Below are 13,637 nucleotides of genomic sequence, written 5' to 3' on the forward strand. Positions count from 1 at the left end.
ATGGGCCAGACTGGAAGCATGACCTCGCTCGCCGATCTCGCCGTCACACTCAAGTCCCTGCATCGCAAGGGGGATCCCGTCGTCCTACCCACCACCTGGGACGCGTGGTCCGCGAACACCGCCGTCGACGCCGGCTTCGCCGCGATCACCGTCGGCTCCCATCCGATGGCCGATTCGATCGGTAAGCCCGACGGCGAGGGGATGTCCTTCGACGAGGCGACGACCCGCGTCGCGCAGATCACGGCAGCCGTCGACGTTCCCGTGTCGGTCGACATCGAGTCCGGCTACGGGCTGTCCGCCGAGCGGATCATCGAGGGTCTCCTGGGCGCCGGCGCGGTGGGACTGAACATCGAGGACACCGTCCACTCCGAGGGCGGCCGGTTCCGCGACGCGCAGGAACACGCCGACCTGGTCGCGGCCCTGCGCGCGGCGTCCGACGCCGCAGGGGTGCATGTGGTGATCAACGCGCGCACCGACATCTTCAAGAACCAGGTGGGTGAGGCGGAGGACCGGGTCGACCGGGCCATCGAACGGATGCAGTTGTGCGCCGACGCGGGTGCCGATTCGCTCTACCCGGTCGCCTTCCACGACGCGGCCACGCTCCGTCGCCTCGCGGACGCCCTGCCGCTCCCCGTCAACGCGATCGCGAATCCCGCGACCGACGATCTGGCCGCGCTCGCCGCCGCCGGCGCGGGCCGGATCAGCTTCGGCCCGATCTGGCAGAAGGTGCTCACCGAGCGGTCGGACGAACTGCTCGCCCGCTGGCGCTGATCGTCACTTCGCGCGGTCGAAACCTGTCGGAGGGTCGTTCTAGTCTCTGGCGGTATGACCACGACAGTCGATTTCACGGTACGCGGGCGACACGAGGTTGCGGTTCCGGCGGAACGCGCGACCATCCACATCATCATCCGGCACATCGGCCCCGAGAAGAGGGAGATCTTCGAGGCCACCGCCGCCGACACGGAGCAGCTGACCACGGAACTGCGGTACCTTCACCACCCCGAAACGGGGCCCGTGACCGACTGGACCGCGTCGGACCTCGAGCTCGGCGCGCATGCGCGCTGGACGAAGGACGGTGAGCGGCTCGACGACGAGCACTACGCGAGAATCCGGATCGCCGCCGAGTTCTCCGACTTCGAGGAGCTCAACCGGTTCACCGGAGCGGTCGCGGCGCTCGACGGCGGTGCGATCGACCACACTCACTGGAGCATCACGGACGCGAGCCGAGACGCCGCAGAGCAGGAGGTCCGGGCCGGCGCCGCACGCGACGCTCGTGACCGGGCCCAGGTGTACGCCGACGCACTCGGGCTCGGCTCCGTCCGCGCCGTGTCCGTCGCCGAGCCCGGACTGCTGCAGGCAGCGTCGCCGAGGTCACCCCTCGGAGCGCCACACGGCGCTCCGGACGGCGATGCGGCTGCCTTCGCTCCCGACCCGGATTCCTCGGTTACCGGGGCACCTCCGCCCCGCCCCTCCATCGCGCAGACGCCCGAGGACATCACGGTCGCGGCCTCGGTCGAGGCGCGATTCGTCGCGGACCCGAGCGATTGAGCCGGCCTGATCGATAGCCGGCGCCGTCGCTAGACCTCGTCGGCGGAACGGCCCGTGCTCCGGTGACCGAGGGCGGCCACCGTGATCATCAGGGCGAGCATCGCCGCCGCGACCACCGCGAACACCCACACGCTGCCACGCTCGTCCAGAATCGGAAGCAGAACGAACGGAAGAAACGCCGTCACCAGCTTCGACAGCGAGTACGCAGCGCCGGCGGCGGTCCCGCGGATCGCCGTGGGATAGGAGTCCGCCAGGTACACGTGGTAGGCGTTGGAGAACAGGTTCGACGCGAGGGTGTAGAGGAATCCGGCGAGCACGATCTGCACGGGGCTCGTGGCGAAACCGAACCACAGGCCGAAGGCCGCCATCAGGCCGGCCGAGCCGATCACGAGGTAGCGGCGCTCGATCCGCTCGACGATCGGGACCGCGAGCGCCGCGCCGAGCGGATAGCCGATGTAGGAGAGCGCCACGAACAGCAGGGAGGTCTGGACCGAGTAGCCCTTGGCCAGGAGGACCAGCGGCGCGATGGTGCCGAAGCCGTAGTAGCCGAACACCTCCAGGGCCGAGACGATCCACAGCATCACGGTGCGTCGGCGGTACGGCGGACGGAAGAGCGCGCGGATCGTGATGGACCGGGATGGCATCGGCCGGAACGCCGCATCGGGTTCCACCAACGTCTTCCGCTTCGCGACCGCCTGCGCCTCCATCCTGGAGGCGATGGCGTCCGCCTCGTCGTAGCGCCCCTGCGCCTCGAGCCAGCGCGGCGACTCCGGTAGGCCCCGGCGCACGAGCCAGACGAGCAGCGAACCGAGGGCCCCGAAGACGAACAACACACGCCAGCCCTGCACCTCTCCCCAGCCGAGATCGAAGACCTGCGGCGTGAGCCAGCGTGCGGCGAAGCCGACGACCGGGACGCCGAGGAAGGACACGACGTATGCGAGCGAGATGTACTTCCCACGCACGTTCTTCGGCAGGATGTCCGAGAGGTAGGAGTCGGCGAGGGCGAATTCGCCGCCGATACCGATCCCGGCGAGGAACCGCGTGAGCACCAGGAACGCGGCGTTCGGGCTGAACGCGCCCGCGAGCGACATGGCCGAGTAGAGCGCCAGGTTGATCATGAACGCGGCGCGCCTGCCGTAGCGGTCCGCAATGCGGCCCATGAACAGTGCGCCGATGAACTGACCGATGAACGCGGACGCCAACAGGAGCTTGAGCTCGTCGGGTCCCAGCGCGAAGTCCCGCTTCAGCACTGTCGCGATGGTCGCGGCGAGGAAGTTCTCGTACTGGTCGAAGAACAGGCCCAGCCCGATCACGCCCACCGCGGCGAAGTGCGACCGGGTCATCGGCAACCGGTCGAGCCGCGCCGCGATCGACGGCGCCTGCGAGGTCTCGATAGTCATCTAAAGTAATATACTTCGATAAACGAATACAGTGGCTATCCGGGCGGTGACCAGCGAGCGAATGGGTGGTGCGAGACCTCGCGCCAGCGCCCGCCATGGAGTTGAATCACAGGAGTGATCGTCGATTGCGCCCACTATCTGGATGGTGCCCGGCAGGCCGAGGAGACCCTCGCACCGCTGGATGCCGCACGCCTGTGCACCGAGAACGGTTTCGTCTGGCTAGGACTGTTCGAGCCGACGCCCGAGGAGATGGAATCCGTCCGTGAGGCCTTCGACCTGCACGAACTCGCCGTGGAGGACGCTCAGGACTACCACCTACGGCCCAAGGTCGAGGATTTCGACGCGTCCGTGAAGCTGGTCATCCTGAGGACCGCTCGGTACGACGACGCCCGCGAGGAGGTCGACTTCGGCGAGATCAGCGTCTTCGTCGCGAAGAACTTCGTCATCACCGTGCGGCAGGGCGTCGCGAGCGAACTGCACCAGGCCCGGACCCGGCTCGAGCAGAAGCCCGAGCTCCTCGAGCTCGGCACCGACGCCGTCCTGTGGGCGATCCTCGACCAGGTGGTGGACGGCTACGAGCCCGTCGTCGCCGGCCTCGAGCACGACATAGAACAGATCGAGGGGACGGTCTTCTCCGGTGCCGTCGCCCCCACCGAGCGGATCTACCTCCTGCGCCGGGAGGTGACGAACTTCTACCGCGCCGCGCACCCGCTGCTCGCGGTGGTGACCTCCGTGGGTAAGAGCCTCGGCGAGGAGCGCCTCGCCCCCTACCTGCGCGACGTCTACGACCGCCTCCAACTGGTCAACGAGGAGGTCTCCGCGCAGCGCGACCTGCTCGGCACCATCCTGCAGGCGAACATCGCGGTGGTCTCGGTACAGCAGGCGCACTCGGCCGCACGGCAGAGCAGCACCATCGAACGGCTCACCGTGCTGTCCACCATCTTCCTGCCGCTGACCTTCGTCACCGGCTTCTTCGGGCAGAACTTCAGCTGGCTCGTCGACAACATCGGGGGCCCCTGGAAGTTCCTGATCTTCGGCGTGTGCGGACTGTTCGTGCCGCTCATCGCGCTGCGCCTGTGGCTGCGCCGCAAGGAATCGATGCCCGCGAATCCGCTGGGCGCCGCCGACTGACCCGGGCGACGTAGCCTGGGCACGTGCGCACTGCGATGCCTGCCTGGGAGCCCGCGGAAGCGACCGCGCCGGACCTCGATTACGCCGATCGGCTCGATCGCGCCCGCGCCCTGCTCCGCGGCCGCCGCATCGTCGCGCTCACCGGCGCGGGTGTCTCCACCGCGTCGGGCATTCCCGACTACCGCAGCCCGGGGGCGCCCCGTCGGACACCGATGACGCTTCAGCAGTTCCTGAGCTCCGCCGAGTTCCGGCGGCGGTACTGGGCGCGCAACCATCTGGGCTGGCGGCACATGGACGCCGCTCTCCCCAACGCCGCGCACCGCACGCTGGCGGCCCTGCCCGGCGTGGCCGGGGTGATCACGCAGAACGTCGACCTGCTGCATCTGAAGGCCGGCACGCGGGGCGTGATCGATCTGCACGGCAACTACGCCCAGGTGCGGTGCCTGAGCTGCGAGAACCGCATCAGCCGCCATCGGCTGCACACGCACCTCGAGCCGCTCAACGCCGGCTTCGTCGCCCGGATCGCGGGCCGCGGCGCGCTCGAAGTGGCACCGGACGCCGACGTCGTGGTCGAGGACACCACCGACTTCACCATGGTCGACTGCGGCGAGTGCGGCGGCATCCTCAAGCCCGACATCGTCTACTTCGGGGAGTCCGTGCCCAAACCGCGCGTGGAACGCGCGTTCTCCGTGGTCGACGGCGCCGAGGCCCTCCTGGTGCTGGGCAGCTCGCTGACCGTGATGTCGGGCCTGCGGTTCGTGCGCCACGCGCACAAGCAGGGCAAGCCCGTCGTCATCGTCAACCGCGGGCGCACGCGGGGCGACGGGCTGGCCGACGTCACCGTCGACGTGGACGTGGCGACGGCGCTGCGCCACCTCGCCGCGCCCTGAGCCGGCGCCGACTTCTGGACCACCGCCGCGGCGCCGGGGGCCTGCTGCGCAACGAGAACGCCGCGCTCCCCCTCGACGCGGGCGCGGGCACCGTAGCCGTGATCGGCGAGCTCGCCCGCACCCCGCGCTACCAGGGCGGCGGCTCCAGCCACATCAACGCCCCGTCGTCGTGTCCGGTCCAGCCGCGCCCGGGCCGCCGCACCCGTGAATCCGGTCAGCCGGCGGAGTAGGCGGGCTCGCTGCGGAAGCGGGAGACGCGGCCGTCGATGCCGAGGACGCGCCACAGCATGCGCGAGACCGGGTTCATCAGCTTCGTCTTCTCCGCCAGGAGCCGGACGTCGCCGAAGACCTCGCGCTTCATCGCCTGGGATTCGGGCGAGCGCCAGTACATCTGTTTCCACACCTCGCGGGGGATGTCGAAGCGCTTGCGGAACTGCCGCGGAGGCACCGCGATCGCGGTGAGCAGCGACCGCATCACGATCGGCAGCGCCAGCGAGAGCAGGAACCGCGGGAAGGCGCCGCGCGTGGGGATGCGGTGCTCCAGCAACTGGTGGGCGAAGGAGATGTGCCGTGCCTCCTCCGCCACGTGCAGCTGCATGACTGCGGTCATCGTGGGGTGCTGCTCGATACCGGACCGCAGGAACTGCTTCTGCACGTGGTCGATCGGCTCCTCGCCGCCGAGGACGCCCATGTAGAAGATCATCGGGAAGGTGGTGGCCGCCAACGGGATGATCGGCGACAGGCGACGGAACCACAGCGGGCCGCCGGGGACGTCCATCCCGATCCGGTTGACAAACTCCTGGAACATCAGCGTGTGCTGACACTCCTCCTTCGCCTCGTGGGTGGCGTAGCGGAACTCCGGCGAGTTGTTCGGCTGCAGGGCCGTGTACTGCATGATGCCGCGGATCAGCACGGACTCGAACTGCAGCCCCACCTTGGCCACGTTGGCCTGGCGCCACATCCCCATCTCGATCTGCTTGGCGCGCGGCTGCGACTGGTACCAGTCCGTCCGGCCGATCGGGTCGAAACGGGCGTCGAGGATCCAGCGCGGATCGTCCGGGACCACGGCCAGCTCGGGCGAGTCCCAATCGATGTCGACGTAAGGGTCGAAGTTGCGCTCGACGGAGGCCTCGGAGAGGTCCTGCAGGGTCTGCTCGTACTCGGCCTGCCCGGGAAACGAGCGGCCTCGGGTACGACCCATGTGGGTGATGTGCAATGCCATGACGGACTCCTCCTGCAGGCTGACACAGTTCTACTGAAAATGTATCACGTGGATGGACATTTCTCCCTGATCTGTATGAATGCGCTGGTCAACGATGTAGTGTCGCCGGTGGCTCCGTGACATCGGGCCCATTCGTACGTCGTCCCTGATCGTCGAGACCGGAGGCCGCATGACCACCATCCACCACACCGCGAGCGCGTCGGTACCGCTGAGCACCGTCTTCGCCCACGTCGCGGACTACCGGACCGTGCCGAAGTGGTTCTTCGGGATCAGCCGGTTCGTCCCGCAGGGCGAGCAGGACTACGGCCTCGGCGCCACGTACGACGCCGCGGTCAAGATCGGCCCCAAGGAGATCGGCTCAGTCGTGCGCGTCACCGAGTTCGAGGAGGACCGCCTCATCACGCTGACCTCGATCGCGGGCTTCACGACAGCGTCACGCTGGACGTTCACCGCGCTGGACGACGCGACCACCGAGCTCGCCGTGGAGTTCACCTACGAGCTGCCCGGCGGCCTGGCCGGCAGGGCCCTCGGCATGATCATCGAGCCCTTCGCCATACAGGCCGTCAAAGCCTCGGAGTCCGCCCTCCGCCGCGACCTCGAGGCCGCGCGGGCCTGACGCCGCGCTCCGTCCTCGGGGTTAGCGGACGGGTACCAGGTCGTCCGCGTGGACGACGGGGCGGCGCAGGCCCTCCGGGAGGTCCGTCGTGTCGCGGCCGAGCATCGTCTCCAGCTCGGTGTGGTCGTAGGCGGCCACACCGCGCGCCCGGACGGTGCCGCGCAGATCGCGCAGGTTCACGACGTCGCCGCCGGAGAAGGTGCCGCTCACGCGGGTGACCCCGGCCGGGAGCAGGGAGCGCCGGCGGTCCACGACCGCAGCGACGGCACCGTCGTCCAGCGTCAGGTCGCCGTGCACGTCGGCCGCGTGCCGCACCCAGAACCGCCGGGCGGACAGGCGCACGGCCCGCGGCCGGAAGACGGTCCCCACATCGGCGCTGTCGAGCGCCCTGTCGGCGAGCGCCGCCGCGGTGAGCAGGACCGGCACCCCGGCGTCGGCCGCCAGCCGCGCCGCCGAGAGCTTCGACGCCATGCCGCCCGTGCCGAGCGCGCCGCCGGAACCCGCCACGACTCCGTCGAGGTCCTCCGGCCCGTCGACCGCCGCGATGAGCGCGGCATCGCCCTTGCGGGGGTCACCGTCGTAGAGGCCGTCGACGTCCGAGAGCAGGACCAGCGCGTCGGCGCCGGTGAGGTGCGCGACGAGAGCGGCGAGCCGGTCGTTGTCGCCGAAGCGGACCTCGTTGGAGGCCACCACGTCGTTCTCGTTGATGATCGGGACGGCACCCAGCGTGCGCAGCCGGTCCAGCGTGCGCTGCGCGTTCGCGGCGTGCACCCGCAGGCCGATGTCGTGCGCGGTCAGCAGCACCAGCGAGACGATGCGGTCGTAGCGCCGGAACGACGCCCCCCAAGCGTTGGCGAGCTGCAACTGCCCCACGGACGCGACGGCCTGCTTGGTGGCCAGGTCCGTCGGGCGGCGCTTGAGGCCCAGCGGCGCCATGCCGGCGCCGATCGCTCCCGAGGAGACCACGATGACCTCGGTACCCCGATCCAGCCGGGCGACGATGGCGTCGGTCAGGGCGTCGAGCCGGTCCGACGCGAGCCCGTGCTCCAGATCGGTCAGCGCGGAGCTGCCGATCTTCACGACGACTTTGCGGGCACCCGCGACCGCGGCGCGCATATCGCCGGCGAGGAGATCGCCGGTCGCGGGTGCTGCCGTCATTCGTCGTCCTCGTCGTCACTCGCGAGGCCGCGCCGCACGTCGTGCTGACGGCGGCGCTCGGCCGCGCCGACCCGCTCGTTCTGCTCCAGACGGATGTCCGTGCCGCGGCCGGTGACCGGCACGTCGTCGATGGTGCCCAGCGAGGGCTCCCAGTTGAAGCACACGTCGCCGATCGTGACCGGGGCTCCGGGCTCCGCGCCGAGCTTGATCAGTTCCTTCTCGACGCCGAGCCGGTTGAGGCGGTCGGCCAGGTAGCCCACGGCCTCGTCGTTGTCGAACGGCGTCTGCTTGATCCACCGCTCCGGCCGGGGACCGCGCACGACGAAGCCGCCCGGCTGATCGGGGTCGGAGATGACCTCGAAGCCGGACTCGTCGATGGCGATCGGCCGGATGACGGGGCGGCGCGCCACGGGGGTCCCCCGCTCGGCGCGGTACTTCTGCACCAGGTCCGCGAGCGCGAAGGTGAGCTCGCGCAGACCGGTGTGGGCGACCGCGGAGATCACGAAGACGGGCCAGCCGCGCGACTCGAACTCGGGGCGCACCATCTCGGCGAGCTCTGCAGCGTCGGGCACGTCGGCCTTGTTGAGCACGACGATGCGGGGGCGCTCGGAGAGCTCTCCGAGGCCGGTGTCGGCGGCCAGCGCGGGCTGATAGGCGGCCAGTTCGGCCTCCAGCGCGTCGACGTCGCTCACCGGGTCACGGCCCGGCTCGAGGGTCGCGCAGTCCACGACGTGCGCGAGCACTGCGCAGCGCTCGAGGTGACGCAGGAAGTCCAGGCCCAGACCGCGGCCCGTCGACGCTCCGGGGATGAGCCCGGGCACGTCGGCGACGGTGAAGGTGGTCTCCCCCGCCGAGACGACGCCGAGGTTCGGCGCGAGCGTCGTGAACGGGTAGTCGGCGATCTTCGGCTTCGCGGCCGAGAGCACGGAGACGAGCGACGACTTGCCCGCGGACGGGAAGCCCACGAGGCCCACGTCGGCCACGGACTTGAGCTCGAGCACCAGGTCGCGGGCCTGGCCGTCCTCGCCGAGGAGGGCGAAACCGGGGGCCTTGCGCGCCTTGGAGACGAGGGCCGCGTTACCGCGGCCGCCGCGGCCGCCCTGGGCCGCGTCGAAGCGGGTCCCGGCGCCCACGAGGTCGGCGAGCATCTTGCCGTCGGTGTCGAGCACGACGGTGCCGTCCGGCACCTTGAGCACCATGTCCTGGCCGGACTTGCCTTCGCGGTTGCCGCCCTCGCCGGGCTTGCCGTTGGTGGCCTTGAGGTGGGGGCGGAAGTGGAAGTCGAGCAGGGTGTGCACCTGCGGATCGACCTCGAGGATCACGGAACCGCCGCGCCCGCCGTTGCCGCCGTCGGGGCCGCCGAGCGGCTTGAACTTCTCCCGGTGGATCGAGGCGCAGCCGTGGCCACCGTTACCGGCCGTGACATGCACCGTCACCCGGTCGACGAACCTGGACATGGGGACCTCTTTCTCCCTGTGTGCCCGGCGCCGATCAGGGCGCAGGGCGGAAAAGCCGAAGGCGGGCGGGTCTCAGATTCGTAGAGACCGCGCCCGCCTTCGAGAACTCGTGTGTGTTGCTGCGGGACTACGCCTCCACAGCGACCGGCACGATGTTGACCGTCTTGCGGCCACGCTTCGTACCGAACTCCACCGCACCCGCCGCGAGGGCGAAGAGGGTGTCGTCGCCGCCACGGCCGACGCCCACGCCGGGGTGGAAGTGGGTGCCGCGCTGGCGGACCAGGATCTCGCCGGCGCTGACCGTCTGGCCACCGAACCGCTTCACGCCCAGTCGCTGGGCGTTGGAATCACGACCGTTGCGCGAGCTGGACGCGCCCTTCTTGTGTGCCATCTGGCTACTCCTGTACTAAAGGTGTTCGTTGTCTGGTTCGCCGGTCAGGCGATCGCGGTCACCTTGACGACCGTCAGCTTCTGCCGGTGACCCTGACGCTTGTGGTAGCCGGTCTTGTTCTTGAACTTGTGGATCCGGATCTTCGGGCCCTTGACCTGATCCACGACCTCGCCGGTCACGGAGATCTTCTCCAGCGCCGCGGCGTCGGTGGTGAGGTTGGCGCCATCGACGACCAGAGCGACGGGCAGCGTGACGCTGCTACCGACCTCACCGTCGATCTTCTCGACCTTCACCAGGTCGCCGACGGCGACCTTGTACTGCTTGCCGCCGGTCTTGACGATCGCATACGTGGCCATCTTCGGACTTACCTCTTCTTACACTTCTCGTAGTTCAGCGCGCGCCAGGTGCGCGGCTCGTATCACGCGGGTACTCCGGAACACGCACGCACGAGCGCGCCGCCGGAAAAGCGACCTTCCCAGGTTACGGGAAGGCCGGCGACACGGTCAAACCGGCTGGTCCGCCTTGTCGGCACCGTCACTCACGGATCCGCCCGCGGCGGGACCCGCGGGGCGGGCGGCGGCCCGTCGGCGGGCCCGCTTGCGTGCGGGCTCCGCCACCGAGGCCCCGCCACCGTCGCCCACGGAGTCCGTGGCCGATGGCGCGTCGGGCGCGGGGGCCGCGAGGTCGACGACGATCGTCTGCGGCGCTGCGGACGTGGTGGTGGGCGCCTTGCGCGCCACCCGCCGCCGTCGCGACGCGGTACCCGCGGGCTTCTCGGCCTGGGTCGCCTCGACCGCGGGCGCCTCAGCCGCGGGCGCCTCAGCCGCGGGCGCATCGGCGATGGTCTCGACGACCTGCTCGACGGCGGCCCGCTCGACGGTCGCGCCCTCGGTCGCCGCCTCGGCGCCGTTCTCCCCGCCGGCCGTGGGGCCCTGAGGGTGCTCATCGTCGTGGTGCGAGGCCATCGCCCGGAACATCGGGTGCTCACCCTTGTGCGCGGCGGGCTCCTTGGCGGGCGCCGCCGCCGGGGCCTGCGCAGCACCGTCGGACTTGGCGCGCTTGCGCTTCTTGCGGCCCGAGCCGTCCGACTTCTCGCCGGAACGACCCGTGTCCTCACTGCCGCCCGACGACTCGACAGGCGCGTCGTGGACGATGACGCCGCGGCCCGCGCAGGCCTGGCACGGCGTGGAGAAGGCCTCGACGAGGCCGGTGCCGATCCGCTTGCGGGTCATCTGGACCAGGCCGAGCGAGGTCACCTCGGACACCTGGTGGCGGGTGCGGTCGCGGCCGAGCGCCTCGGTGAGGCGGCGCAGCACGAGATCGCGGTTGGACTCGAGCACCATGTCGATGAAGTCGACGACGATCATGCCGCCGATGTCGCGCAGCCGCATCTGGCGCACGATCTCCTCGGCCGCCTCGAGGTTGTTCCGGGTGACGGTCTCCTCGAGGTTGCCGCCGGCTCCGGTGAACTTGCCGGTGTTGACGTCGACGACCGTCATGGCCTCGGTCCGGTCGATGACCAGGGTGCCGCCGGAGGGCAGCCAGACCTTGCGGTCCATCGCCTTCGCGAGCTGCTCGTCGATGCGATAGGCGGCGAAGACGTCCGGTGCATCGGCGTGGGCCTTGTCGAACTTCTCCACGCGGGGCAGCAGGTCGGGCGCGACGGTGGAGACGTACTTCTCGACCGTGCCCCAGGCCCGGCCGCCCTCGATGACGAGCTTGCTGAAGTCTTCGTTGAAGAGATCGCGCACGACCTTGACCAGGAGGTCGGGCTCCTCGTAGAGCGCCTTGACGCCCTTCTGCGACGAGGCCTCCTCGATCTCGGCCCACTGGGCCTGCAGGCGCGCCACGTCGCCCGCGAGCTCCTCGGCGCTGACGCCCTCGGAGGCCGTGCGGATGATGACCCCGGCGTCGGCGGGGACGATCTCCTTGAGGATCTCCTTGAGGCGCTTGCGTTCGGTGTCGGGCAGCTTGCGCGAGATGCCGGCCGAGCCGCCGCCGGGCACGTAGACCAGGAAGCGGCCCGCGAGCGAGATCTGCGTGGTCAGCCGGGCGCCCTTGTGGCCGACCGGGTCCTTCGACACCTGCACCAGCACCTGATCGCCGGGCTTGAGCGCCTGCTCGATCTTGCGGGCGTTGCCGTCCAGACCGGCGGCGTCCCAGTTGACCTCGCCCGCGTACAGCACGCCGTTGCGGCCGCGGCCGATGTCGACGAAGGCCGCCTCCATCGAGGGCAGCACGTTCTGCACGCGGCCCAGGTAGATGTTGCCGACCATCGACGCCGAGCTCGACGACGTGACGAAGTGCTCCACCAGCACGCCGTCCTCGAGGACCGCGACCTGCGTGTAGTCCTGCGGATGGGGCACGGTGTGGCCGTCCTGGCCCTCCGACGGGCCGACGCCGGTGCGCTCGCGCACCACCATCACGCGGTCGACGGCCTCGCGGCGGGCGAGGAACTCCGACTCGGTGAGGATCGGCGGGCGGCGACGCACGGTGTCGCGACCGTCGCGGCGGCGCTGGCGCTTGGCCTCCAGGCGGGTCGAACCACTGATGCCGCGCACCTCGTCACGGCGCGTCCGCTGCCGCGGCTCGCGCTCGTGCACCACGGTGTTCGGCGGGTCGTCGGACGGGGTGGCCTCGGCCCCGTCCTCCCCGGTGCCGCGACGACGGCGACGGCGGCGGCGACGGCGGGAGCCGCCGTCGGTGACGTCCTCGACGTCGTCCCCGTCCGCATCGTCGGAGGAGGCCTCGTCGGCCTTGTCCCCGTCGGTCTTCTCGCCGTCCGCACGCGGGGCGGACGAGTCGGCCTCGCCGGACGTATCGCCCTCGGTCGGCTCCTGGCCGTCCTGCTCGTCGGCGGTCTCGCCGCGGCCGCGGCCACGGCCACGACGTCCGCGGCGACGGCGCCGGTTGCCGCCCGCCTCGTCGTCGCCGTTCTGGTCGGTCGACGGTGCCGCGTCGGCCACCTCCGTCGCGGACTCGACCGCCTCATCGGCCGGGGCGGCGGGCGCCGCAGCGTCCTCGGGAGCCGGGCCGGACTGCCGGGCCGGGCCGGTTTCGGGGGCCGGCTCGGAGTCCTTCTTCGCGGCGCGCGCCTTGCGCGGCGCCTGCTCGACCTGCTCGGGCTGGAGGAACAGCGGCACGTTCGCGTCGAAGTTCGACGGCCCCTGCTCCACGACCGGCTCGGCGACGGGAACCGCCGAGAACAGCGACGGGGCGCTCTCCGGGGCCGGCTGCTCCACCGCGGCGGGCTCCTCGGCTGGGGTGGGCTGCTCCGCGGACGGCGCCTCGGCCGCTGCCGCGGCGGCGCGCTCGGACACGGGCGCCTCGGCGTCCGTCGACCCGGCGCTCGCCTCCGCGAGGCGATCCCGCACACGCTCAGCGGCGCTGCGGTCGATGCTCGAGTGCGCGCTGCGTGCGACGAAACCCAGCTCGCTCAGGTGCGCGAGCACCTCCCTGCTGGTCAGCCCCAGCAGACGCGCCAGCGCGTGCACCCGCAGCTTCTGCGGGAACTCGTCCCGAGCTTCGTTGTTCTGTTCTTCCGGCGACGTGTTGTCGGCCACTTACTGTCTCCTACCGACCCCCGGGCGCGATCACTGCTGGTCGCGGCCACGCGGGGGCGTGTCATGTGGTGCGGGCGAAGGAGTTCTCCTACCGCCCCACGTTTGTCAAGGTCTGCACGTGTCTCGTGCGTGGCGCACGCTGGCTCGACGTTCTGCGAGCCAGCCGGGCCGGTCGGCGCTGCACGGTTGCGCGCGCCGACGTGCGTCCGGAGTCAGTATCCCACACGCCCCGGGCAGTACGGAAAAGTATCGGGCCCGCGC

At 70.6% G+C, this 13,637-nt stretch carries 13 protein-coding genes; 6 read left to right on the top strand and 7 right to left on the bottom strand.

Features of this window, described 5'->3' with window-relative positions:
• Positions 1–18: 18 nt before the first annotated feature.
• Both FK529_RS14075 and FK529_RS14080 read left to right on the top strand, forming a co-directional pair.
• Complete coding sequence (locus FK529_RS14075; RefSeq protein ID WP_146562243.1) at positions 19–771, top strand: isocitrate lyase/PEP mutase family protein; 753 nt, start codon at positions 19–21, stop codon at positions 769–771.
• A 54-nt stretch (positions 772–825) separates the two neighbouring features.
• Positions 826–1,548 carry an SIMPL domain-containing protein gene (locus tag FK529_RS14080; protein WP_146562245.1) on the top strand — a complete coding sequence of 241 codons (723 nt, stop codon included), beginning with the start codon at positions 826–828 and terminating at the stop codon, positions 1,546–1,548.
• A gap of 29 nt (positions 1,549–1,577) precedes the next feature.
• On the opposite strand, the gene FK529_RS14085 is transcribed toward FK529_RS14080, so the two are convergent.
• Entirely contained in the window at positions 1,578–2,948 is a 1,371-nt protein-coding gene (locus tag FK529_RS14085; protein WP_146562247.1) for an MFS transporter, read from the bottom strand.
• A 114-nt stretch (positions 2,949–3,062) separates the two neighbouring features.
• Here FK529_RS14085 and FK529_RS14090 point away from each other — a divergent pair, with 114 nt between their 5' ends.
• The 3 genes from FK529_RS14090 (at position 3,063) to FK529_RS21045 (ending at position 5,199) form a co-directional block, all read left to right on the top strand.
• Positions 3,063–4,079, top strand: a complete 1,017-nt coding sequence (locus FK529_RS14090; RefSeq protein ID WP_146562249.1) for a magnesium and cobalt transport protein CorA — start codon at positions 3,063–3,065, stop codon at positions 4,077–4,079.
• Between the two features lie 23 nt (positions 4,080–4,102).
• Positions 4,103–4,969, top strand: coding sequence for a Sir2 family NAD-dependent protein deacetylase (locus FK529_RS14095; protein WP_438947202.1), 867 nt, complete (start codon positions 4,103–4,105; stop codon positions 4,967–4,969).
• Positions 4,970–5,067: 98 nt separating this feature from the next.
• Positions 5,068–5,199 (top strand): hypothetical protein, encoded by a 132-nt coding sequence (locus FK529_RS21045; RefSeq protein WP_438947203.1) that lies wholly within the window; start codon positions 5,068–5,070, stop codon positions 5,197–5,199.
• On the opposite strand, the gene FK529_RS14100 is transcribed toward FK529_RS21045, so the two are convergent.
• Positions 5,184–6,191 (bottom strand): AurF N-oxygenase family protein, encoded by a 1,008-nt coding sequence (locus FK529_RS14100; RefSeq protein WP_146562251.1) that lies wholly within the window; start codon positions 6,189–6,191, stop codon positions 5,184–5,186. The genes FK529_RS21045 and FK529_RS14100 overlap by 16 nt on opposite strands.
• A gap of 169 nt (positions 6,192–6,360) precedes the next feature.
• Here FK529_RS14100 and FK529_RS14105 point away from each other — a divergent pair, with 169 nt between their 5' ends.
• Positions 6,361–6,807: an SRPBCC family protein gene (locus FK529_RS14105; RefSeq protein ID WP_146562253.1), complete on the top strand. Its 447-nt coding sequence runs from the start codon at positions 6,361–6,363 to the stop codon at positions 6,805–6,807.
• 21 nt (positions 6,808–6,828) lie between these two features.
• Here the strand turns inward: FK529_RS14105 and proB are convergent, their stop codons facing one another.
• The 5 genes from proB to FK529_RS14130 form a co-directional block, all read right to left on the bottom strand.
• Positions 6,829–7,965, bottom strand: coding sequence for a glutamate 5-kinase (proB, locus tag FK529_RS14110; protein ID WP_146562255.1), 1,137 nt, complete (start codon positions 7,963–7,965; stop codon positions 6,829–6,831).
• Positions 7,962–9,422 (bottom strand): GTPase ObgE, encoded by a 1,461-nt coding sequence (obgE, locus tag FK529_RS14115; protein WP_146562257.1) that lies wholly within the window; start codon positions 9,420–9,422, stop codon positions 7,962–7,964. The genes proB and obgE overlap by 4 nt, the downstream gene beginning before the upstream one ends.
• Positions 9,423–9,549: 127 nt before the next feature.
• A complete protein-coding gene (rpmA, locus tag FK529_RS14120) occupies positions 9,550–9,813 on the bottom strand; it encodes a 50S ribosomal protein L27 (RefSeq protein ID WP_146562259.1) in 264 nt (87 codons plus the stop codon).
• Between the two features lie 44 nt (positions 9,814–9,857).
• The gene (gene rplU / locus FK529_RS14125) at positions 9,858–10,169 is read right to left on the bottom strand and encodes a 50S ribosomal protein L21 (protein ID WP_146562262.1); all 312 of its coding nucleotides are present in this window, start codon (positions 10,167–10,169) and stop codon (positions 9,858–9,860) included.
• 147 nt (positions 10,170–10,316) lie between these two features.
• Positions 10,317–13,376 carry a translation initiation factor IF-2 N-terminal domain-containing protein gene (locus FK529_RS14130; RefSeq protein WP_146562264.1) on the bottom strand — a complete coding sequence of 1,020 codons (3,060 nt, stop codon included), beginning with the start codon at positions 13,374–13,376 and terminating at the stop codon, positions 10,317–10,319.
• Positions 13,377–13,637 lie beyond the last annotated feature (261 nt).

This window comes from Tsukamurella asaccharolytica, assembly GCF_007858435.1.
Classification (GTDB): Bacteria; Actinomycetota; Actinomycetes; order Mycobacteriales; family Mycobacteriaceae; genus Tsukamurella; species Tsukamurella asaccharolytica.